Source organism: Pseudomonas sp. R25(2017) (genome assembly GCF_002112565.1).
GTDB classification, from domain to species: domain Bacteria; phylum Pseudomonadota; class Gammaproteobacteria; order Pseudomonadales; family Pseudomonadaceae; genus Aquipseudomonas; species Aquipseudomonas ekonensis.
On record NZ_NEHZ01000017.1, the window covers coordinates 21,198 to 43,505 of the forward strand.

Annotated in this window: 20 protein-coding genes and 2 tRNA genes; 8 read left to right on the forward strand and 14 right to left on the reverse strand. The window is 64.6% G+C overall.

Annotation, left to right across the window (positions count from 1 at the left end; all coding sequences use genetic code 11):
* Positions 1-48: 48 nt before the first annotated feature.
* Both CAG31_RS20860 and ggt read right to left on the reverse strand, forming a co-directional pair.
* The gene (locus CAG31_RS20860) at positions 49-861 is read right to left on the reverse strand and encodes a MerR family transcriptional regulator (RefSeq protein WP_085584687.1); all 813 of its coding nucleotides are present in this window, start codon (positions 859-861) and stop codon (positions 49-51) included.
* 57 nt (positions 862-918) lie between these two features.
* A complete protein-coding gene (gene ggt / locus CAG31_RS20865) occupies positions 919-2,751 on the reverse strand; it encodes a gamma-glutamyltransferase (protein ID WP_085584689.1) in 1,833 nt (610 codons plus the stop codon).
* Between the two features lie 155 nt (positions 2,752-2,906).
* Between ggt and CAG31_RS20870 the strand changes: the two genes are divergently transcribed.
* Positions 2,907-4,007: a DUF2817 domain-containing protein gene (locus CAG31_RS20870; RefSeq protein WP_085584691.1), complete on the forward strand. Its 1,101-nt coding sequence runs from the start codon at positions 2,907-2,909 to the stop codon at positions 4,005-4,007.
* A 104-nt stretch (positions 4,008-4,111) separates the two neighbouring features.
* Here CAG31_RS20870 and CAG31_RS20875 read toward each other — a convergent pair whose 3' ends face one another.
* The 4 genes from CAG31_RS20875 to CAG31_RS20890 all read right to left on the reverse strand — a co-directional run bounded on the left by CAG31_RS20875 (position 4,112) and on the right by CAG31_RS20890 (position 8,085).
* The gene (locus CAG31_RS20875) at positions 4,112-4,363 is read right to left on the reverse strand and encodes a bacteriocin immunity protein (protein ID WP_085584693.1); all 252 of its coding nucleotides are present in this window, start codon (positions 4,361-4,363) and stop codon (positions 4,112-4,114) included.
* Between the two features lie 7 nt (positions 4,364-4,370).
* Positions 4,371-5,621: an S-type pyocin domain-containing protein gene (locus CAG31_RS20880; protein ID WP_085584695.1), complete on the reverse strand. Its 1,251-nt coding sequence runs from the start codon at positions 5,619-5,621 to the stop codon at positions 4,371-4,373.
* 215 nt (positions 5,622-5,836) lie between these two features.
* Positions 5,837-5,913: transfer RNA gene (locus tag CAG31_RS20885), tRNA-Met, on the reverse strand.
* 114 nt (positions 5,914-6,027) lie between these two features.
* A complete protein-coding gene (locus CAG31_RS20890) occupies positions 6,028-8,085 on the reverse strand; it encodes a methyl-accepting chemotaxis protein (protein ID WP_085584697.1) in 2,058 nt (685 codons plus the stop codon).
* 332 nt (positions 8,086-8,417) lie between these two features.
* Here CAG31_RS20890 and CAG31_RS20895 point away from each other — a divergent pair, with 332 nt between their 5' ends.
* The gene (locus tag CAG31_RS20895; protein ID WP_085584699.1) at positions 8,418-9,632 is read left to right on the forward strand and encodes an MFS transporter; all 1,215 of its coding nucleotides are present in this window, start codon (positions 8,418-8,420) and stop codon (positions 9,630-9,632) included.
* Positions 9,633-9,847: 215 nt separating this feature from the next.
* Here CAG31_RS20895 and ychF read toward each other — a convergent pair whose 3' ends face one another.
* The 8 genes from ychF to CAG31_RS20935 form a co-directional block, all read right to left on the reverse strand.
* Positions 9,848-10,948 carry a redox-regulated ATPase YchF gene (ychF, locus tag CAG31_RS20900; RefSeq protein ID WP_085584701.1) on the reverse strand — a complete coding sequence of 367 codons (1,101 nt, stop codon included), beginning with the start codon at positions 10,946-10,948 and terminating at the stop codon, positions 9,848-9,850.
* Positions 10,949-10,970: 22 nt separating this feature from the next.
* Positions 10,971-11,555 (reverse strand): aminoacyl-tRNA hydrolase, encoded by a 585-nt coding sequence (gene pth / locus CAG31_RS20905; RefSeq protein ID WP_085584703.1) that lies wholly within the window; start codon positions 11,553-11,555, stop codon positions 10,971-10,973.
* Positions 11,556-11,724: 169 nt separating this feature from the next.
* On the reverse strand, positions 11,725-12,321 hold the full coding sequence (locus tag CAG31_RS20910) for a 50S ribosomal protein L25/general stress protein Ctc (protein ID WP_085584705.1): 597 nt from the start codon (positions 12,319-12,321) through the stop codon (positions 11,725-11,727).
* Positions 12,322-12,463: 142 nt separating this feature from the next.
* Entirely contained in the window at positions 12,464-13,405 is a 942-nt protein-coding gene (locus tag CAG31_RS20915) for a ribose-phosphate pyrophosphokinase (RefSeq protein WP_003171603.1), read from the reverse strand.
* A gap of 47 nt (positions 13,406-13,452) precedes the next feature.
* Positions 13,453-13,527 (reverse strand) — tRNA-Gln (locus CAG31_RS20920).
* A 36-nt stretch (positions 13,528-13,563) separates the two neighbouring features.
* Positions 13,564-14,415: a 4-(cytidine 5'-diphospho)-2-C-methyl-D-erythritol kinase gene (gene ispE, locus CAG31_RS20925; RefSeq protein ID WP_085584707.1), complete on the reverse strand. Its 852-nt coding sequence runs from the start codon at positions 14,413-14,415 to the stop codon at positions 13,564-13,566.
* 2 nt (positions 14,416-14,417) lie between these two features.
* Positions 14,418-15,035 (reverse strand): lipoprotein insertase outer membrane protein LolB, encoded by a 618-nt coding sequence (gene lolB, locus CAG31_RS20930; protein WP_085584709.1) that lies wholly within the window; start codon positions 15,033-15,035, stop codon positions 14,418-14,420.
* A 3-nt stretch (positions 15,036-15,038) separates the two neighbouring features.
* The gene (locus CAG31_RS20935) at positions 15,039-16,763 is read right to left on the reverse strand and encodes a tetratricopeptide repeat protein (RefSeq protein WP_085584711.1); all 1,725 of its coding nucleotides are present in this window, start codon (positions 16,761-16,763) and stop codon (positions 15,039-15,041) included.
* Positions 16,764-16,946: 183 nt separating this feature from the next.
* Between CAG31_RS20935 and hemA the strand changes: the two genes are divergently transcribed.
* The 6 genes from hemA (at position 16,947) to CAG31_RS20965 (ending at position 22,304) form a co-directional block, all read left to right on the forward strand.
* A complete protein-coding gene (gene hemA / locus CAG31_RS20940; RefSeq protein WP_085584713.1) occupies positions 16,947-18,233 on the forward strand; it encodes a glutamyl-tRNA reductase in 1,287 nt (428 codons plus the stop codon).
* Positions 18,230-19,312 (forward strand): peptide chain release factor 1, encoded by a 1,083-nt coding sequence (gene prfA, locus CAG31_RS20945; protein ID WP_085584715.1) that lies wholly within the window; start codon positions 18,230-18,232, stop codon positions 19,310-19,312. The genes hemA and prfA overlap by 4 nt, the downstream gene beginning before the upstream one ends.
* Entirely contained in the window at positions 19,313-20,143 is an 831-nt protein-coding gene (gene prmC / locus CAG31_RS20950; protein ID WP_085584717.1) for a peptide chain release factor N(5)-glutamine methyltransferase, read from the forward strand.
* Positions 20,137-20,892 (forward strand): molybdopterin-synthase adenylyltransferase MoeB, encoded by a 756-nt coding sequence (locus CAG31_RS20955; RefSeq protein ID WP_085584719.1) that lies wholly within the window; start codon positions 20,137-20,139, stop codon positions 20,890-20,892. Before prmC ends, CAG31_RS20955 begins: the two co-directional genes overlap by 7 nt.
* Positions 20,885-21,676: a glutamate racemase gene (gene murI / locus CAG31_RS20960; RefSeq protein ID WP_085584721.1), complete on the forward strand. Its 792-nt coding sequence runs from the start codon at positions 20,885-20,887 to the stop codon at positions 21,674-21,676. Before CAG31_RS20955 ends, murI begins: the two co-directional genes overlap by 8 nt.
* A 109-nt stretch (positions 21,677-21,785) precedes the next feature.
* Positions 21,786-22,304: an acyloxyacyl hydrolase gene (locus tag CAG31_RS20965; RefSeq protein WP_085584723.1), complete on the forward strand. Its 519-nt coding sequence runs from the start codon at positions 21,786-21,788 to the stop codon at positions 22,302-22,304.
* The last annotated feature ends 4 nt before the right edge of the window (positions 22,305-22,308 follow it).

Here is a 22,308-nt window from a genome sequence, read left to right on the forward strand (position 1 = left end):
GAGCGAACCGCTCCCGCTCGACTGCGCAGCAGTCGCCGTGAGGGAACCTCAGTCCTTCAGCGGAATGTACAGCTCGACCACGCTGCGCGGATCCATCGGGCCGAAGAAGCGCTCGCCGCAGTATTCGAACTCGATGCCTTCGGCCGGGGCCATGCCGGCGGCGGGCAGCCATTCGCTGTAGGCCGCACGGAAGGTCTCCGGCAGCGTGGTCACCGGACCGTGGTGCTCGACGCGGGCGTACGGGCGGGCGGGAATGTGCAGTTCCACCATGCCATCGGGCAGACTGGCCTTGCTGCCCACCGGAAGCCCGGCGACGTACCGCCACTGACCGTCCGCCAAAGGCTCGCACACGCCGAAGGTGCCTACCGGCTCGCGCAGGCGGTCGATCTCGGGCTCCCTGGGTTCAAAGCGATCCCACATTTGCGCGATCGAACCGTCCTCTCCTTGCTGCCAGCTCATGCCCATGATCCGCAGCGCGGGGTAGGCGACCCGTTCGGGCGCCTGCAGGGCCGGCAGTCCGCGATCCGGCTGTGCGAGGTAGCGAGTCAGCTGGCCCAGCACGTTTTCGCCGCGCTGCAGTTCCGCGCGCAAGTGCCGGGCGTGGGCTTCGAGGGTCTCGCGCATCGCGCCGACGCTGTCGAGCCCGCCGCCTGCGGCCAGCGAGCGGATGTCCTCCAGCGCCAGGCCAAGGCCCTTGAGCCAGAGGATCCGGCCGAGGATGACGATCTGCTCCGGGCGATAGTAGCGGTAGCCGTTGTCGCGCCCGGTGAGCGCCGGGCTGAACAGCCCGATGCTGTCGTAGTGGCGCAGGGTCTTGGTGGTGAGCCCGTGGCAGCGGGCCATTTGTCCGATGGTCAGCATGAATCTCTCCTGTTTGGCTGCTCGGGACTCACGCTAAAGCCTGCCCCAAGGGCAAGCTCAATCCCCCAACGCCTCGCCTTCACGGCGCGGATCCGCCCCGCCCTCGAAAGAGACCTTTCCTTGCGTATCCTTGACCCGCACGATGGCCTGGGTGCCGCTGGTCATGTCGATCTCGTTCACCGCGTGCCCCTGGGCCTTGAGCGCCTGGATCAGGGCCGGGCTGAACTGGCCTTGCTCCAGTTCGGTGGGCCCGTTGCGGCTGCCGAAGTTGGGCAGGCTGATGGCGTCTTGGGCGTCGAGGTTCCAGTCGAGCAGGCCGACGGTGGTCTTGGCCACGTACTCGATGATCTGCGAGCCGCCCGGGGAGCCGACCGTGGCGACGAACCCGCCGCTGGCGCGGTCGAAGATCAGGGTCGGCGCCATCGACGAGCGCGGGCGCTTGCCGGGCTCGACGCGGTTGGCGACTTTCTGCCCGTTCTCCTCGGGGATGAACGAGAAGTCGGTCATCTGGTTGTTCAGCAAGAAGCCTTGGACCATCAGGTGCGAGCCGAAGGCGGCCTCGATGGTGGTGGTCATGGAGATCGCACCGCCGAAGTCATCCACCGCCACCACTTGCGAGGTGGAGATGCGCAGCGGCGAACGGTCCGGCGCATAGGCCACCTGTACCCCTGGCGGGTTGCCTGGCCGGGCGCTGCCCATGCTGCGCTCACCGATCAGGCCGGCACGTGTGGCCAGGTAGCCCGGATCCACCAGGCCCTTGACCGGCACCGGCACAAAGTCGGTGTCGGCCACGTATTGCGCACGGTCGGCGTAGGCCAGGCGTTCGGCCTCGGCGATCAGGTGCACGGCTTCAGGCGCAGGCTCAATGCCTGCGGGCAGGTCGGTCTTGCGGGGCTTGAGCGGCGTCAGCGCCAGGCGCGGGTCGCGGGTCTCGAGGGCCTGCAAGGTGCCGAGGATCTGCGCCACGGCAATCCCGCCCGAGGACGGCGGCGGCATGCCGCAGACCTGCCAGCGCTTGTAGTCGGTGCACAGCGGCGCGCGCTCCTTGGCCTGATAGCGGGCGAGGTCGTTCAGCGACAGGCTGCCGGGGTTGGCGTGGCCCTGGACCTTGGCGACGATCTCTTCGGCGATCGGGCCCTTGTACAGGGCGTCGGCGCCTTCGTGGGCGATGCGCTTGAGCACGGCGGCCAGTTCGGGATTGCGCAGGCGTGTGCCGACGGCCTTGACGCTGCCGTCGGCGTTGAGGAAGTACCTGGCCATGTCCGGCGACTGGCCGATCGCCGGGTCAGACGCCAGCAGCGAATGCAGTCGGGGGGACAGGGCGAAGCCGTCCTCGGCCAGCTTGATCGCCGGTTCGAAGAGCGTCGCCCACGGCAGGCGACCGTGCTGCCGGTGCGCCAGCTCCAGCGCCCGCATCACCCCGGGCGTGCCGACCGAGCGCCCGCCGATCTGCGCCTGGGGGAACGGCATCGGTTTGCCGTCCGCTTGCAGGAACAGCTTCTCGGTGGCGCCGGCCGGCGCGGTTTCACGCCCGTCGTAGGTGCGCACCTGCTTGCCGTCCCACAGCACGATCATCGCACCGCCGCCGATGCCCGAGGATTGCGGCTCGACCAACGTCAGCACCGCCTGCATCGCGATTGCCGCGTCGATGGCCGAACCGCCTTGACGCAGCATCTCCCGGCCGGCTTCGGCGGCCAGCGGGTTGGCGGCGGCCGCCATGTGCCGGCTGGCGTGGCTGGCCTGCAGGCCGGTGCGGTAGCCGGAGGCGGCTTCCGGTGCCTGCGGCAACGTCGAGGCGGGCGGGGCGTTGCAGGCGGCGAGGGTGAGGGCGCTGACGATCAGGCTCAGGGCAGGCAGGCGAAAACGGCTCAGGGGCAGGGCTGGAAACACGCGGGCTTCTCCGTCCGTGGGGTGAAAAGACTGACGGACTGTATCGGCCGACCGTACGGGACGCAAACCGCCGGGTACTTTCTCCTTCAAGCCCCGGTGGATTTTCTGTAGGGTCGAAGGCACACGAGACGCCAGAAAACCTACAAGAGGCCTCCATGGACAACGCATTTGCCACCCACACCGGCTACCGCCTTCAGCGTGAACGCTTTCTCGCCGCCGCGAACATCGCCGGGGCGACCCTCTTCTCGTACGCGCATCCGCTCAACGGGCCGTTCGGCGAGCCGTTGAGCACCGATGTCGCGGTGCTGGGCGATCCCCAGTCCAAACGGCGTCTGGTGGCCATCAGCGGCACGCACGGGGTGGAGGGCTACTACGGCTCCGACTGCCAGATCGACTGGCTGAAGCAGTTCACACCCGACCAGTTGCCCAGGGACGTCGCCGTGGTGATGGTGCACCTGATCAACCCGTGGGGCACGGCGTGGCTGCGCAGGGTCAACGAGGACAACATCGACCTCAACCGCAACCACCTGGACTTCTCCCGGCCGTTGCCGGACAACCGGGCCTATGCGGCGCTGCACGGGATCTATGCCTGCACGCAGCTCGACGGCCCTGAGCGGCAGCGGGCCGATGCCCTGCTTGACGCGCAGATCGCCGAACACGGCTGGCCGGCGGTGATGTCGATCGTCGAGGGCGGCCAGCACAGCCACCCCGACGGATTGTTCTATGGCGGGCGGGAACCGGCCTGGTCGAACCGTACGTTGCACCGCATCGTCCAGCAGCACCTGGCGGGTGCCGAAACCGTGATGTGTTTCGACCTGCACACCGGCGCGGGCGAGTACGGCCACCCGATGCTGCTGACCATCACCCAAGGCCCTTACCCTGCGCTGGCCCAGGCTCAATCGGTTTACGGTCCGTGGCTGTACACCCTGCACACCGGCGCCGATACCCTGAGCGAAACCGGCGTCGCGGCGACGGCCACCGGCTACACCTCCCAGGCGCTGCTCGATGCGCTGCCGGGTGTGCGCATGATGCCGTTCGTGATCGAGTGCGGCACCTATCCGGGGGCGCAGGTGCACCGGCATCTGCGCGACGACCACTGGCTGCACCTGCACGGCGATCCGCTCAGTGCGCAGGGGCGCAAGATCAAGCTCAACCTGCTGGAGCAGTTCTACCCGGCGGATCCGGACTGGCGGGCGATGGTGGGATTGCGCACCCGGCAGATCTGGGCGAAGGGGTTGGCGGCGCTGGGCGAGTGATGCCCGGCACTTTTCTCGGGGCATGAAAAACGGCCTGCCTTTCGATAGGCCGTTCGGAGAGGGAGAACGGTGCAGGATGTAGGTGAGTCGGGTCGGCCAGGTGTTTATTGCTTGAAGCCCGGCAAACTGTTCGCCTGACGCCAGTGCTTCACTGTCTGCGCAATACCTTCGGCAGAACTGTCCTCTCCAGGTTCCGGGTAAAAAATGAGGTCGGTGCCTTCCGGGTGTTCGGTAAGCGTTCTGAATTGCGCCAGCAACTCGCCCAGTTCCGCATCTGAGCCGCGTTTGTTTGTGGCTCGTATCCTTTCGATGAAACCAATGAATTCAGCTTCGGTGTAGTCAGATATGTTTGTCATGACATGCTCATTGGATTCTGTGTTGATTGATGTGATTCCTGGGGGTGTTGACTCGAAGGTTGTCTACGTCATAGACAGCGCCGCCATCTGCGACCCGTTCGAGATGATGTAACTCAAACACTCCTCGTATACCTACAGCCTCTCTGTTTCGAACTGCGGGGGCATTGCCTGACATCAAGCGATCCTGGGCATCTTTGTTGAACTGATTGAAGAGATCCGGATCATCCCTAACGGCTTGCCAAAATGCCTTGCGAAATGCATCGAAACTCGAAAACTCCCGTCCCCTGAGTTTATCCGCAATCCGTGTCGGAACCGGCGCGCCGATCCCCGTCCCCGCGCCCGCAAGCCACATTCCCGGCACATCCTCACCAATCCCCGTCACGGTGCCCGGCATCAGCCTGGCCGGCTTCGAATACACCACGTACAGCGATTTGAGTCCGGTCTCCGCCGGAAACACCAGGATGCAATCCTCAGCGGTGATGTCTTCACCGGGCAGGCCTTCTATCTGGCTGTCGGTGTTCTCGGGAATCGGGTGAACGAGGATTGTACCCAGTTGCTCCGCGTGTTCCGGATAGATCAGCGGCGGCAATGACCCCAGGGGCCCGCGCTGCGGCGTCCACAATATCGTGATGCCGTTGAGACTGGCCTCCATCGCTGTCTTGTCGCTGTTCCACTCGACCTTGACGGTGCGCACCGAGTCATCGCCCGAGGCGCCGGTATGGATGCCGTAGACCTGCATGACGCCTTCGGCATCGCGCCGGAACTGGAAACGCACGCGGGTAGTGGCGCGGGTCATGCGGCGCAACTGTTCATCGGTATGAAGAGTGCCGTCGCCCATCCTGGCCGGGAGCATTCCGAGGATGAACACACTCGCCGGGCCGCCTGCACCGCGTACCGCCCAGTTGAGGCGCTGCTGCAAGATGCCGCCGCCTGCCATGCGCCCCAATGCCAGATCAGCGCCGAGTGCCGTTGCTACCGCGCTGCTGGCGGACGGAAAGAGCATGGCGCCCGCCACCATGACCTTGCCGAAGTTGGAGGAGGGTTCCGCTGCCGTGCCGACATCCGTACGGCACCAGTTGTTCGCCGTGCAGGATTTGGCGAACACCTGATCTTCAGGGGACTTGGGCGTCGGCCATTCATCCTTTTCGATGTACACCGGCTCAGGCGGCGGTGGCGGGCTCCATGTGGCCCATGAGTAAACATCATTGCGACGTTTGCGAAGCCATTCATCATCGAAGAGAGGTTTGAATCGAGCCACGGCAACTCCCTGTATGGCTTGAATCGAGCCAAGGGAGCTTGTCGGTCAATGGGGGAGGCGGGCAAACCGACGGGGAGCGTTTCAGGCGCCTGATTTCACGAAAAATCCAGTTCGTACCAGGAGGGTGCTGGTTTCCCTACAGTGCTTTCCTGGACTGCGGCTTTTCTCGGGGCATAAAAAAACGGCCTACCTTTCGGTAAGCCGTTTTTAGTACTTGGTGGCTACACAGGGACTTGAACCCCGGACCCCAGCATTATGAATGCTATGCTCTAACCAACTGAGCTATGTAGCCAAGTGGCGCGCATTATTCACCCGTAATGCAGATGCGTCAAGCGCGAATTCAAAATATTTCTTCTTATTTTCAACCGCTTAACCCGCCAGGCCCGAAAAACGGGGGGAGGAGGGGTCAGCGCAGCTGAAATCTCGCGGTGTTGGCGCTCAGCGCACGGCTGCCTTCGCTCAGGGTGTCGGCCGCCAGATTCACCGCCCGCGCCCCTTCGAGCAGGCGCAGCGCCGCCTGATCGACCTGCTGGATGTTGCCGCTGACCTCATCGGCGGTGCTTGCCTGTTCGTCGACCGCCGTGGCGATCTGCGCCAGGGTGTCGGTGACGCTCTGCACGGCGCTGGCGATCTCGCCCAGGCGTTCGCCCAGGCCGGTGACCGCCTGGGCGTCCGATTGCGCCTGGCCGCAGGCGGCTTCCATCAGGCTCACCGCTTCGTCGACAGTGGTGCGCAGGCTGTCGACCGTCCCCGCGATTTGCGCCGTGGACGACTGCGTGCGCTGCGACAGGCTGCGCACCTCGTCGGCCACCACGGCGAAGCCGCGGCCCTGCTCGCCGGCGCGGGCCGCCTCGATGGCGGCGTTGAGCGCCAGCAGGTTGGTCTGTTCGGCCACGCCGCGGATGGTGTCGACCACCAACTGAATCTGCTGCCCCTGTTCGCTGACCCGGCCCAGCGCCGCCGCCGTTTCGTTCAGCCGCTGATTGAGCTGCTGGATGCTGGCGGTGGTGCGCTGGCTGTCGCGGCTGCTGTCGGCGGCGATGCGCCGGGTGTGCTGGGCACTGCCGGACGCCTGCTCGCAGCTCTGCGCCACGCCCTGGGAGGTGGCGGCCAGTTGGGTGGCCGCTGCGGCGATCTGGCTGATCTGCGATTGCTGCGCCTCGACTTCGCTCAAGGCGCCGCTGGAGTGGTCGTTGAGGCTGCGCACGGCCTGGCTCAACTGCGCGGTCTCGTGATCGACCCCCAGCAGGCTGCCGCGCAGCTGCACCACCGCGACGTTGAGCGCGGTACTGATCGACGCCAGTTCGTCGCGGCCCTGCACCGCCACTTGCAGGCTCAGGTTGCCGTCGCGCAGGGCTTCGGCGAGCAGGGTGATGCCGCTGGCGCTGCGGCGGATCGAGGCCTGCAGGCAGAGGAACAGGTACAGCGCCAGCAGCAACAGGCAGCCGAACACCGCCGCCACGACGATGAACTGGCGGATGGCCGAGCCGTGGTAGTCGTCCAGCCGCCCGTCCAGCGAGACCAGCGATTGCTGGCGCAGCGTCGCCAGGTTGCCGAGCAGGGCGTCGAGGCTGCGTTCGAAGTCGTCCGGCTTGAGGTTGATGCTGCCGCCGAACACGCCGTCGTCCAGCACCTTGAGGCCGGTGTCGAGCTGCTTGAGGCTGTCGTGGTACTGCGCGGCCCATCCTTGCAGGTCGCTCGGCAGACGCGCCTCCAGCAGGCTGGCGGTCTTCACCAGTTGCTCGCGGGCGTCGCCGATGCGGCTGCGCAGGTCACGCAACTGCAAGCGGCTCTGCAGGGTGAACTGACCGGACACCACCGAGGCCTGCCCGACCGCCGCCAGGCGCCCGACCCGTTCGATCAGGTCCGGCGCATGCTGGGTGGAAATCTGCGTCAGCAGGTAAGTCTCCAGCCACGGCGCCAGGGTCAGGCGGTTGTCCATGGCGATCTGTTCCCGCAAGGCCTGAAGGGCGCTGAGGGCGTTGGTGAAGCGGTCGTAGCCGTCCGGCCACCAGCCGACGCTGCCCAGGCTTTTCGAGTCCAGGCCGCCCAGCGCGGTCTGCAGGGCCTGATAGCGGGCCAGGGTTTCGCCGCCGGCGCCTTCAGCCTGCAAGGCATTGCCCAGCTCGGTGGTGGCCTGTGCGACGGCAGGCTGCACGCCATCGAACGCGGCCATCGCAGCGAGGGTGGCGGGCGTCGGCTGGCGGTTGGTTTCCGTGGCGCGCCAGCGGGCGGCGCGGTCGCGTTGGGCGGTGAGCAGGTTGTCCAGCGCGTCGAGGGCCAGCAACTGGCGGACGCCGGCCCGTTCGCCGGCGATGAGGTTGAGCCTGTCGCGGTAGTCCTGGCCGATCATCAACAGGCTGCCGGCCAGCGGCAGGATGAACAGCAGAAACAACAGCTGGAATTTGCGGGCGAAACCAAAGCGCCCCAGCAAACCGATCCCCGGCGATAAAAAAGCCTGCATGCCCCATGACTCCTCTGGACACCGCGCACCATCGGCGTGCGTCGCGGTCGTCGCGACCTCGACCGGTGCCCTGCTAAAAGGCCTCGAAAGTTCACTCTCGCCCGCTCTGTGGGCCGGCTCTGTAGCGAAACTTCCCATTCTCGGTCCCCTTTGTAAGGGGCCGCGTTCAAGGGGACAGACAAGGCAAGATTCAGACCATGGCGTTGAGCTATCACCGTTGCGGCGATGAACGATTAGTTCGTTAGCTGGCTAAGGGGATGGCGCTTGCGCACCGAAAAATGGCACATTGGCGCACCTGCCTGCGTGCACCCATCCGCTGTCCGGAAATTCCCATGGCCATCAGCAACGTCCAGCCCGCCGCTTCGGCGCCGGCGTCTCCCCAAAGCAGCCCACTGGTGATGCGCATCATCGGCGCCGTGGCGCTGGCGCATTTGATCAATGACCTGATCCAGTCGGTGTTGCCGTCGATCTACCCGATGCTCAAGGCCAACTACGGCTTGAGCTTCACTCAGGTCGGCCTGATCACCCTGACCTTCCAGTTGACCGCCTCGCTGCTGCAGCCGTGGGTCGGTTACCACACCGACCGCCATCCGAAACCGTGGCTGCTGCCGGCCGGTTCCGTGTGCACGCTGGTCGGCATCGTGATGATGTCGATGGTCGGCAGCTTCCCGTTGATCCTGCTGGCGGCGGCGCTGATCGGCATCGGCTCTTCGACCTTTCACCCTGAAGCCTCTCGTATCGCACGGCTGGCCTCGGGCGGGCGCTTCGGATTGGCGCAGTCCACTTTTCAGGTCGGCGGCAACGCAGGTTCGGCATTCGGTCCGTTGCTGGCGGCTGCGATCATCATTCCCTTTGGCCAAGGCAACGTGGCGTGGTTCGGGCTGTTCGCCATGTTTGCGCTGTTCGTGCTGTACCGCATCAGCCGCTGGTACGCCGATCACCTGAACCTGTTCAAGCTCAAGGCCGGCCAGGCGGCGACGCACGGATTGTCGAAGGGCAGGGTGACCGGTGCGCTGGTGGTGCTCGGGCTTTTGGTGTTCTCCAAGTATTTCTACATGGCGAGCCTGACCAGTTACTTCACCTTCTACCTGATCGAGAAGTTCGACCTGTCGGTGGCCAGCTCACAGCTGCATCTGTTCCTGTTTCTCGGCGCGGTGGCGGCGGGAACGTTCTTCGGCGGCCCCATCGGCGACAAGATCGGGCGCAAGGCCGTGATCTGGTTCTCGATCCTCGGCGTGGCGCCGTTCACCTTGCTGATGCCCCATGTCGACCTGTTCTGGACCAGCGTCTTGAGCGTGGTGATCGGCTTCATCCTCGCCTCGGCGTTCTCGGCGATCGTGGTGTACGCCCAGGAGCTGGTGCCGGGCAACGTCGGGATGATCGCTGGGGTGTTCTTCGGGCTGATGTTCGGTTTCGGCGGGATCGGCGCGGCGCTGCTGGGGCACCTGGCGGACCTCTACGGCATCGAGCAGGTGTACCTGCTGTGCTCGTTCCTGCCGTTGCTCGGGGTGCTGGCGATCTTCCTGCCGCGCACGAAGAAGGCCTGATTCCGGGCCAGCAGGAATCGCGGGTGTCGGCAGAGTGGGCGGCCGCCACCGATCCTGTGGGAGCTGGCTTGCCAGCGATAGGGCCGGCACTGCTGGCATCTCTGTCGCCTGACCTGCCGCCATCGCTGGCAAGCCAGTTCCCACAGGGTTCCTTGGCGAGTGACAGGCACAAAAAAGCCGCGTATCGAACGCGGCTTTTTCATGGGCGCTGTGTGTTACACGTTGAAGCGGAAGTGCATCACGTCGCCGTCTTTGACGATGTAGTCCTTGCCTTCCAGGCGCCATTTGCCGGCTTCCTTGGTGCCGGCTTCGCCCTTGTACTGGATGAAGTCGTTGTAGGCGATGACTTCGGCGCGGATGAAGCCTTTCTCGAAGTCGGTGTGGATCACGCCGGCGGCCTGCGGCGCGGTGGCGCCCACGCGTACGGTCCAGGCGCGGACTTCTTCGACACCGGCGGTGAAGTAGGTCTGCAGGTGCAGCATTTCGTAGCCGGCGCGGATCACGCGGTTCAGGCCAGGCTCTTCCAGGCCCAGGGCCTCGAGGAACATGTCCTTCTCTTCGCCGTCGTCCAGCTCGGCGATTTCCGCCTCGATCTTGTTGCACACCGGAACCACCACGGCGCCTTCTTCTTCGGCGATGGCCTTGACCACGTCCAGGTGCGGGTTGTTCTCGAAGCCGTCTTCAGCGACGTTGGCGATGTACATGACCGGTTTGGTGGTCAGCAGGTGGAAGCCCTTGATGATCGCCTTTTCCTCGGCGCTCATGTTCTTCATCAGGCTGCGCGCAGGCTTGCCTTCGGTGAAGTGCGGGATCAGCTGTTCCAGCAGGGCTTTCTGCGCCACGGCGTCCTTGTCACCGCCCTTGGCGTTGCGGGCGACCTTCTGCAGTTGCTTCTCGCAGCTGTCGAGGTCGGCGAAGATCAGTTCCAGGTCGATGATCTCGATGTCGCGTTTCGGATCGACGCTGTTGGAGACGTGGATCACGTTCTCGTCTTCGAAGCAGCGCACCACGTGGGCGATGGCGTCGGTCTCGCGGATGTTGGCCAGGAACTTGTTGCCCAGGCCTTCACCTTTCGATGCGCCGGCCACCAGGCCTGCGATATCGACGAATTCCATGGTGGTCGGCAGGATGCGCTTCGGATTGACGATTTCCGCCAGCGCGTTCAGGCGCGGATCCGGCATCGGCACGATGCCGCTGTTCGGCTCGATGGTGCAGAAGGGGAAGTTCTCGGCCGCGATCCCGGACTTGGTCAGGGCGTTGAACAGGGTGGACTTGCCGACGTTAGGCAGGCCGACGATGCCGCAATTGAATCCCATGGTGTTTCCCCTCGGATAAGAGTCAGGCCTTCTGGCTGTGCAGGTTTTTCATCGCGCGGTTCCATTCTCCGGCGAGGATATCCGGCAGCACGCCGAGGGCGAAGTCGATGCTGGCGTCGAGCTTTTCCTGTTCGGCGCGCGGCGCACGACCCAGGACGAAATTCGACACCATGCTGGCCACGCCCGGGTGGCCGATGCCGAGCCGCAGGCGATGGAACGTGTTCTGATTGCCCAGTTGCGCAATGATGTCGCGCAACCCGTTGTGACCGCCATGGCCGCCGCCCTGCTTGAGCTTGGCGACGCCCGGAGGCAGGTCGAGTTCGTCGTGTGCCACCAGGATCTCTTCGGGCTTGATGCGGAAGAAACCGGCGAGTGCCGCCACGGCCTGGCCGCTGCGGTTCATGTAGGTGGTGGGAATCAGCAGACGAACGTCCTGACCTTGATGCGAATAGCGTGCGGTCAGGCCGAAATACTTGCGGTCGGCCACGAGGCTGACGCCTTGTGCGTGGGCGATGCGCTCAACAAAAAGGGCCCCTGCGTTATGCCGGGTCTGTTCGTATTCGGCGCCTGGATTACCCAGGCCGACGATCAGTTTGATGGCAGTCACGATAGGGGCCCTTCTATGGAGTGGTGGATGTCATCGCCGCAGCTCGTGCATGCGGCGAAAACGGACGAAAGATGCGCATTTACCTGGGATGTAAACTCCGCGTTCTCGCCCGCTTTCTCGCTACGCTTAAGTCCGCGATGTTCCGCCCGCTCCGGCAAGCAGAGTGAAATTACTCTGCTGCGCCTTCTGCAGCTTCTGGAGCAACACGTGGAGCGTGAACGTTGGCGACAGCCAGGTCGTTGCCATGAGCCAGTGCCACGAACTCAACGCCTTTGATGGCCTTGATGTCGGACAGGTGGATGATGGTGCCGACTTCGGCCTTGGCCAGGTCAACTTCGATGAACTCAGGCAGGTCTTTGGCTTCGCACGAAACTTCGATTTCAGCCACGACGTGGGAGATCTCGCCGCCTTTCTTGACTGCGGCTTCTTCGTTGATGAAGTGAACCGGTACTTTGGCGGTCAGTTTCTGGCCGGCAACAACGCGCACGAAGTCAGCGTGCATGATGAACTGCTTGGCTGGGTGACGCTGCAGGGCCTTGACGATGACGTTCTGCTTGGTACCGTCGACGTTCAGCTCGATCACGTGGCTGAAGGCAGCTTCGTTTTCGAACAGCTTGGTGATTTCCTTGGCCAGGATGGTCAGGGACTGAGCGTCCTTGTTGCCACCGTAGACAACGGCCGGGATGTTGGCGGCGTGACGCAGGCGGCGGCTCGCACCTTTCCCCAGGTCAGTACGCGCTTGTGCGTTCAGGGTGAAATCAGTCATTTCATATCTCCAAAATAGCCATCACCGAGTGGCGTTTGCGACCAGCGCCAAACACGGTATGGGCAAAAAAGCCCCGCCCCGGACAGGAATGCCGGGGCGGGGCGCTTTTCGTCAACAGGACATTTCGAGAAGGGCAGGGCCCTTAACGGAACATCGCGCTGATCGATTCTTCATTGCTGATGCGGCGAACCGCTTCGGCAACCACCGGTGCGATATCCAGTTGACGGATACGCGCACAGGCTTGTGCTGCAGCGGACAGCGGGATGGTGTTGGTCACCACCAGCTCGTCCAGCACGGAATTCTCGATGTTCTCGATGGCCCGGCCCGACAGCACAGGGTGTGTGCAGTAGGCGAAGACCTTGGCTGCGCCGTGCTCTTTCAGGGCCTTGGCCGCATGGCACAGGGTGCCGGCGGTATCGACCATGTCATCGACCAGGATGCAGGTGCGACCTTCGACATCGCCGATGATGTGCATCACTTCGGAGTGATTGGCTTTTTCACGGCGTTTGTCGATGATCCCGAGATCCACGCCCAAGGATTTGGCAACGGCCCGTGCACGCACGACGCCGCCAATGTCCGGGGACACGATCATCAGGTTCTCGAAGCGCTGGTCTTCGATGTCATCCACCAGAACCGGGGAGCCGTAGATGTTATCTACCGGAATATCGAAGAAACCCTGGATCTGGTCAGCGTGCAGGTCAACCGTGAGCACACGGTCGATGCCGACGACGGTGAGCATGTCAGCGACGACTTTCGCGCTGATGGCCACACGTGCGGAACGCGGACGGCGATCCTGACGGGCATAACCAAAGTAAGGGATAACAGCAGTGATACGAGTAGCCGAGGAGCGGCGGAAGGCATCAGCCATCACTACCAGTTCCATCAGGTTATCGTTGGTCGGAGCGCAAGTCGGCTGAATAATGAAGACGTCTTTACCGCGAACGTTTTCATTGATCTCGGCAGTGATTTCGCCGTCGGAAAACTTACCGACAGAAATGTCACCGAGAGGGATATGCAGCTGACGTACGACACGCCGAGCCAGATCGGGGTTAGCGTTCCCCGTAAAGACCATCATCTTGGACACGCGCAGTACCTGAAGGCTGAGGGTATACCTGGATGAGTATAGGAAAATGGCAGGGGCGGCTGGATTCGAACCAACGCATGGCAGGATCAAAACCTGCTGCCTTACCGCTTGGCGACGCCCCTGTATCTGTTGCTGCAAGTGCCGTGCACTTGGTTCCGTTAGAGCAGGCTCTGTAGCTTGCGATGCAACATCGAAACGTTGCTGCCTTTGGCTACAAACCCTGTAAGGGTCTCTGTCAGAAGGGCCGAGACTTTATCAGCTTCAGCTTTGCTTGGGAAGCCCCCAAACACACAACTTCCAGTTCCGGTGAGTTTTGCTTCGGTGAAATTACCTAGCAAATTCAATGCGTTACGTACTTCTGGATAACGCCTTGCAACCACCGGCAAGCAGTCATTTCGACTGTTTCCCTCGGGAACGGGGCGCACTTTAATGGGCGGTGTGTTACGTGTCAACAACGGATCGGAAAAAATTTCTGCCGTACTTACAGAGACTTGCGGAACCAGCACGACGTACCAGGGTTCTGCGGGTTCGACCGGGGTCAGTTTTTCGCCCACGCCTTCGGCGAAGGCGGCATGGCCGCGCACGAACACCGGGACGTCGGCGCCCAGCGACAGGCCGAGGCCGGCCAGGCGGTCTTCGTCCCAGCCCAACTGCCAGAGATGGTTGAGGCCCAGCAGGGTGGTGGCCGCGTTCGAGCTGCCGCCGCCGATGCCGCCGCCCATCGGCAGGATCTTGTCGATCCAGATGTCGATGCCCAGCGTGCAGCCGGACTGCTCCTGGAGTTTCTTCGCCGCGCGCACGATCAGGTTGCTGTCGTGGGGCACGCCGTCGAATTCGGTGTGCAGGCGGATCACGCCGTCGTCGCGCACGGCGAAGGTGATCTCGTCGCCGTAGTCGAGGAACTGAAAGATCGTCTGCAGTTCGTGGTAGCCGTCGTCGCGGCGGCCGAGAATGTGCAGCATCAGATTGAGCTTGGCCGGCGACGGCAGGGTCAGGCGAGGTGCGCTCATGTTCACAGCCCCAGCTTGCGCGGTTGCCAGGTCTTGATGACCAGGGTCACGTCCAGATCGGTGCCGTGCAGCTTGATCCGCTCCGGCAGCCAGAAACCGTTCTGTTCGGCATAGCTCAGGTACTCGACCTGCCAGCCGTCCTGATCCAGGCTGGCCAGGCGGCTGTCGGCGTCGAGGGTCAGGCGGCTCTTGCTGTCCGGCGCCGGCAGGCCGCGCACCCACCAAGCCAGGTTCGACACCGGCAGTTTCCAGCCCAGTTGCTCTTCGAGCAGGGCTTCCGGCGACTGTGCGTCGTAGCGGCCCTGGTTGGCGACCTCCAGCGAAACCTTGCCCGGCCGCCCGGTCAGGCGCGCCGCGCCGCGGCCCAGCGGGCCGGACAGGCGGATGTCATAGTAGTCCTGGCGCTGCAGCCAGAACAGCGTGCCGCTGCCGGAGTCCTTCGGCGCGCGGATGCCGATCTTGCCGTCGATCTGCCAGCCGTCGAGCCCGGTCAGTTGCTGCTTGTGCTCGCGCCATTGGGCCGGGTTGCCGTGGCCTTCGACCGATTCACGGGCGCCGAAGCCTGCGCAACCGGCGAGCAGGGCGATGAAGCTGAAAACGATGAGGTGGCGCAAAAACATGGGTTATAGGGTCTCGGATCCGGTCAGGCGCTTGATGGTGCTGCGCAGGATGGTGCTGTCGGGCTGATCCTTGAGGAACTTGCCCCAGATCTGCTTGGCTTCGCGCTGGTTGCCCTTGGTCCACAGCACCTCGCCCAGGTGCGCGGCCACTTCGTGGTCGGGGAAACGCTCCAGCGCCTGGCGCAGGTAGCGCTCGGCTTCGTCGAGGTTGCCCAGGCGGAAGTTGACCCAGCCGAGGCTGTCGAGCACCGCCGGGTCTTCCGGGTTGAGCTGGTGCGCCTGTTCGATCAGGGTCTTGGCTTCGGCGTAGCGGGTGGTGCGGTCGGACAGGGTGTAGCCCAGGGCGTTGAGCGCCATGGCGTTGTCCGGGTCGCGCTTGATGATCAGGCGCAGGTCCTTTTCCATCTGCGCCAGGTCATTGCGCTTTTCCGCCTGCATGGCGCGGGTGTAAAGCAGATTGAGGTCGTCCGGATACTGCTGCAGGGCTTGCTGCAGGGTTTTCCAGGCCTTGTCGCCCTGGTTGTTGGCGGACAGGGTCTCGGCCTCGATCAGGTACAGCTGGATCGCGTAGTCCGGCTGTTCGTCGCGCTGGACGGCCAGTTTGCTCAGGGCTTCGGCGGTCTTGCCGTTGTTCATCAGGATGTCGGCCTGGCGCAGCTGCGCCGGCAGGTAGTCGTTGCCCGGGCCGACCTGGGCGTACTCGATCAGGGCGCCTTGCGGGTCGTTGCGTTCCTCGGCGATGCGGCCCAGGTTCAGGTGCGCCGAATCGACATGGCTTTCCCGGGCGATCAGGTCTTCCAGGTAGCCCTTGGCCTCTTCCCAGGCCTTGGCCTCCAGGCACACCAGCGCCAGTGAATAGCGCAGTTCGTCGTCTTCGGGGTATTGCTGCACGAGGGAGGAGAACTCGGCCTTGGCGTCGTCCATCCGGTCCTGCTCGACCAGCATCCGCGCGTAGGTCAGGCGCAGGCGCTTGTCGTCCGGGTATTTGCGGATGCTCTTCTGCAACAGCGGCAGGGCCTCGTCGCCGCGGTTCATGCCTTGCAGCAGACGCGCGCGCAGCAGGATCGGGGCGATTTCGCCGTCCTCCGGCGGATTGTCCTCCAGCAGGGTCAGCGCGCCTTTGTTGTCGCCGTCCTGCTGCAGCAGCAAGGCCTTGCCGAAGATCAGCTGGTTGTTGTGCGGGTGACGCTGCAGCAGCCGGTCGAAGCTTTTCATCAGGCCGTTGCGGGTTTCCTGGTCGGTGTCGGCGGCCGACAGCGCCAGGAAATCGAAATGGGTGTCGCCCTTGCCCTGCAGGACTTTCTCCATGTAGACCATCGAGTCGTCATAGCGCCCGGCCCGCGCCAGCTGCACGGCGGCGGCACGCTGCGCCTCAAGGTCGTCCGGGGCGTTCTTCGCCCAGATCAGGGCGGTGTCGAGGGCCGGCTGGTCCGCGCCCAGGTACTCGGCGATGCGGAACGCCCGCTCGGAGACGCCCGGATCCTGGGTGTTGATGGCCTGGGTCACGTAGTTGTCCAGGGCGATGTCGAACCGGTTGCGCTGGCCGGCGAGTTCGGCGCTCAACAGGCTGAAGACGGTTTCCTCGCTGAACGAGCTGTAGACCTTGGCCTTTTCGGGCGCCGGGGCCGTGTCTTCGACCGGCGGGGTGCCGTCCGTCGAAACGGGGGCCAGGGACTGGCAGCCGCTGAGGAAGGCAATAGCGAGGAACAACGCGGAAGATCTATTCATATGGGGGAAGTGGCGACTAACCTGCGGTCGGATCATCATGACACAAGCCTTCGGCCAAACATAACCGAGTCTCGATTGTGGCCATTATAGGGGCCGGCAATGGAGACAATAGTCGGCGGTAGTTGTTCTGGATCTTTCGAAGTAGGACAATTGCCGGCTTCACGTCACCATCAGCGACCTTGAATGGCCTTCCTCGCACTCGGTATCAACCACAAGACTGCTTCAGTAGACGTCCGCGAGCGCGTGGCCTTTACCCCTGAGCAGCTGGTCGAGGCCCTGCAGCAGCTCTGCCGGCTCACCGACAGCCGCGAAGCGGCGATCCTCTCCACCTGCAACCGCAGCGAACTCTATATAGAACAGGATCACCTGTCGGCGGAGATCGTGCTGCGCTGGTTGGCCGAATACCACCAATTGAGCTTCGACGAGCTGCGCGCCAGCGCCTATGTGCACGAAGACGATGCGGCCGTTCGTCACATGATGCGCGTCGCCTCCGGGCTCGATTCGCTGGTGCTGGGCGAGCCGCAGATCCTGGGCCAGATGAAGTCGGCCTACGCCGTGGCCCGCGAGGCCGGCACCATCGGCCCGCTGCTGGGGCGCCTGTTCCAGGCGACGTTCAATGCCGCCAAGCAGGTGCGCACCGACACCGCCATCGGTGAGAACCCGGTGTCCGTGGCCTTTGCCGCCGTCAGCCTGGCCAAGCAGATCTTCAGCGACCTGCAGCGCAGCCAGGCCTTGCTGATCGGCGCCGGCGAGACCATCACCCTGGTCGCCCGCCACCTGCACGAGCTGGGGGTCAAGCGCATCGTCGTGGCCAACCGCACCCTGGAGCGCGCCAGCCTGCTGGCCGAGCAGTTCGGCGCCCACGCGGTGCTGCTGTCGGACATCCCGGCGGAGCTGGTGCGCAGCGACATCGTCATCAGTTCCACCGCCAGCCAGTTGCCGATCCTGGGCAAGGGCGCGGTGGAAAGCGCGCTGAAGCAGCGCAAGCACAAGCCGATCTTCATGGTCGACATCGCCGTGCCCCGGGACATCGAGCCGGAAGTGGGCGAGCTGGACGACGTCTATCTCTACAGCGTCGACGACCTGCACGAAGTGGTCGCCGAGAACCTCAAGAGCCGCCAGGGCGCTGCCCAGGCCGCCGAGGAGATGGTCTCGGTCGGCGCCGACGATTTCATGGCGCGCCTGCGCGAACTGGCGGCGGTCGACGTGCTCAAGGCCTATCGTCAACAGAGCGAGCGCCTGCGCGACGAAGAGCTGCAGAAGGCCTTGCGCTCGCTGGCCAACGGCGGCAACGCCGAAGACGTGCTGGGCCAGCTGGCCCGGGGCCTGACCAACAAACTCCTGCACGCGCCGAGCGTGCAGTTGAAAAAGCTTTCTGCCGAAGGCCGCGTCGATGCGCTGGCCATGGCCCAGGAACTCTTTGCCCTTGAGGGCTCACCGGATAGCTTTTCGGATAAAAAACCGCAATGAAAGCGTCACTGCTCAATAAGCTGGAGACTCTCCAGGAACGTTTCGAGGAACTGACGGCGCTGCTGGGCGACGCCGAAGTCATTTCCGATCAGGCCAAGTTCCGCACCTGTTCGAAGGAATACGCGGAAGTCGAGCCGGTCGTCGAGGCCTACAAGAAGCTGCTCAGCGTGCAAGGCGACCTCGAAGGCGCCCAGGCGCTGCTCAAGGACAGCGACCCGGACCTGCGCGAAATGGCCGTGGAAGAAGTCCGCGAAGCCAAGGAGCGACTGGTGGTTCTTGAGGCCGACCTGCAGCGCATGCTGCTGCCCAAGGATCCGAACGACGGACGCAACGTGTTCCTGGAGATCCGTGCCGGCACCGGCGGCGACGAAGCGGCGATCTTCTCCGGCGACCTGTTCCGCATGTACTCGCGCTATGCCGAGAAGCGCGGCTGGCGCGTGGAGATCCTCTCGGAGAACGAGGGCGAGCACGGCGGCTACAAAGAAGTTATTGCCCGGGTCGAAGGCGACAACGTCTACGGCAAGCTGAAGTTCGAGTCCGGCGCCCACCGTGTGCAGCGTGTGCCGGCCACCGAATCCCAGGGCCGCATCCACACCTCGGCCTGCACCGTGGCGGTGCTGCCGGAGCCGGACGAGCAGGAAGCGATCGAGATCAACCCGGCGGATCTGCGCGTGGACACCTACCGTTCCTCCGGGGCCGGCGGTCAGCACGTGAACAAGACCGACTCGGCGATCCGCATCACCCACTTGCCGACCGGCATTGTGGTCGAATGCCAGGAAGAACGCTCCCAGCACAAGAACCGCGCGCGGGCGATGGCCTGGCTGTCGGCCAAGCTCAACGACCAGCAGACCGCCGCCGCCGCCAGCGCCATCGCCAGCGAGCGCAAGCTGCTGGTGGGCTCCGGCGACCGTTCCGAGCGCATCCGCACCTACAACTTCGCCCAGGGCCGGGTCACCGACCACCGCGTCAACCTGACCCTGTATTCCCTCGACGAGATCCTCGCCGGCGGCGTCGAAGCGGTGATCGAACCGCTGTTGGCCGAATACCAGGCTGACCAGCTCGCAGCGATAGGTGAATAAATGACCATCATCGCCAGCCTGCTGCGCGCCGCCGAACTGCCCGACTCGCCCACTGCGCGCCTGGACGCCGAGCTGCTGCTGGCCGCCGCCCTGGGCAAGCCGCGCAGTTTCCTGCACACCTGGCCCGAGCGCATCGTGCCGAGCGAGGTGGTGCTGGTGTTCACCGAATACCTGCAACGCCGCCGCAGCGGCGAGCCGGTGGCCTACATCCTCGGTCAGCAAGGGTTCTGGAAACTCGACCTGGAAGTGGCGCCGCACACCCTGATCCCGCGCCCGGACACCGAGCTGCTGGTGGAGGCCGCCCTCGAATTGCTGCCGGCGACCCCGGCCAGCGTCCTCGACCTCGGCACCGGCACCGGCGCCATCGCCCTGGCCCTGGCCAGCGAGCGCCCGGCCTGGCAGGTCACCGCCGTGGACCGCGTGCCGGAGGCCGTGGCCCTGGCCGAGCGCAACCGCCAGCGCCTGAACCTGAGCAACGCCAAGGTGCTGAGCAGCCATTGGTTCAGTTCGCTGCAAGGCCAGCGCTTCGGGCTGATCATCAGCAACCCGCCGTACATCCGCGCCGCCGACCCGCACCTGGCCGAAGGCGATGTGCGCTTCGAGCCGGCCAGCGCGCTGGTGGCCGGCGCCGACGGGCTCGACGACCTGCGCCTGATCGTCGCCCAGGCGCCGCAGCATCTGGAGGCCGGTGGCTGGCTGATGCTCGAGCACGGCTATGATCAGGCCGAGGCCGTGCGCGACCTGCTGCTGACCCGCGGTTTCGAAGACGTCCACAGCCGCACCGACCTGGGCGGCCACCAACGGATCAGCCTGGGGCGCCTGCCGTGCTGAATGATCAGGAATTGTTGCGCTACAGCCGGCAGATCCTGCTGCAGCACGTCGACATCGACGGCCAGCTGCGGCTCAAGGACAGCCGGGCATTGATCGTCGGCCTCGGCGGGCTCGGCGCGCCGGTGGCCCTGTATCTGGCGGCGGCGGGTGTCGGCGAGCTGCACCTGGCGGACTTCGACACGGTCGACCTGACCAACCTGCAACGCCAGATCATCCACGACACCGACAGCGTCGGCATGACCAAGGTCGACTCGGCGCTCAAGCGGCTGGGGGCGATCAACCCCGAGATCCGCCTCGTGCCGCACCGCCAGGCCCTGGACGAGGATTCCCTCGCCGCAGCGGTGGCGGCGGTGGATCTGGTGCTCGACTGCTCCGACAACTTCTCCACCCGAGAGGCGGTCAACGCCGCTTGCGTGGCGGCCCGCAAGCCGCTGGTCAGCGGCGCGGCGATCCGCCTCGAAGGGCAGCTGTCGGTGTTCGACCCGCGCCGGGCCGAAAGCCCCTGCTACCACTGCCTCTACGGGCACGGCAGCGAAGCCGAACTGACCTGCAGCGAGGCCGGCGTGGTCGGGCCGCTGGTGGGCCTGGTCGGCAGCCTTCAGGCGCTGGAGGCCATGAAGCTGCTGGCGGGGTTCGGCGAACCGCTGGTGGGGCGGCTGCTGTTGATCGATGCGCTGGGTTCGCGGTTCCGTGAGCTGCGGGTCAAGCGCGATCCGGGCTGCAGCGTGTGCGGTGCGCCGCATGCGTGAGGCCCCGGTCGCGGTGTTCGACTCCGGCGTCGGCGGCTTGTCGGTGCTGGCGGAGATCCAGCGTCTGCTGCCCGGCGAATCGATCCTGTACTTCGCCGATTGCGGCCACATTCCCTACGGCGAGAAAACCCCGGAATTCATCCGTCAGCGTTGCGCCCTGATGGCCGCCTTCTTCCGCGAGCAGGGCGCCAAGGCGTTGGTGCTCGCCTGCAACACCGCCACCGTGGCCGCCGTGGCCGACCTGCGGCGGGACTTCCCCGACTGGCCGATCGTCGGCATGGAGCCCGCCGTCAAGCCGGCCGCCGCCGCCACCCGCAGCGGCGTGGTCGGTGTGCTGGCCACCACCGGCACCCTGGCCAGCGCCAAGTTCGCCGCACTGCTCGACCGCTTCGCCACGGACGTGAAGGTCATCACCCAGCCCTGCCCGGGCCTGGTGGAGCTGATCGAAGGCGGCGACCTGCACAGCGACGCGCTGCGCCGGATGCTGCACGGCTACGTCGAGCCACTGCTGGCCGCCGGCTGCGATACGATCATCCTCGGCTGCACCCATTATCCGTTCCTCAAGCCGATGCTCGCGACCTTGCTCCCCGCGGACATCAGCCTCATCGACACCGGCGCCGCCGTGGCCCGGCAACTCCAGCGGCTGTTGGCCGAACGCGGCGCGCTCGCCGAGGGGCCGAGCCGGCCGGCGCGGTTCTGGACCAGCGGCGATCCGCAGGCCTTCAGAACAGTCCTGCCATTGCTGGGGCAAACGTCTGACGATGTGCAAAGCTTGGGTTTGTAAGAAATTTGTGTAATAACCGAAAAATAAGCTGAACTTCAGTTTAAGCGCGGACTTCTATAGCGTTGAGTCACATAACAACCATACGACCGTTCGGAAAAGGATGTTTCAAGTGAAGCGACTATTCTGCTTGGCCGCGATTGCGGCTGCACTGATGGGGCACAGTTTTACCGCACAAGCCGCCGGCGTCGAGTTCGGGGTCGGGGCGACCAGCGATTCGACCATGACCTATCGCCTGGGCATGAACTTCGACTGGGACAAGAGTTGGCTGCAGAGCGATGTCGGTCGCCTGACCGGCTACTGGAGCGGCGCCTACACCTATTGGGAAGGCGACAAGACCTCCAGCAACAACAGCCTGTCGTTCTCGCCGGTGTTCGTCTATGAGTTTGCCGGCCAGTCGGTCAAGCCGTATGTCGAGGCGGGGATCGGCGTCGCGGTGTTCTCCAACACCAAGTACGAGGACAACAACATCGGCGGCGCCTTCCAGTTCGAGGATCGCTTCGGTTTCGGCCTGCGCTTCAACGGCGGGCATGAGGTCGGGATCCGCGCGACGCACTACTCCAACGCCGGCCTTGCCAGCAGCAACGACGGGGTAGAGAGCTACTCGCTGCATTACACGATGCCGCTGTAGGTTC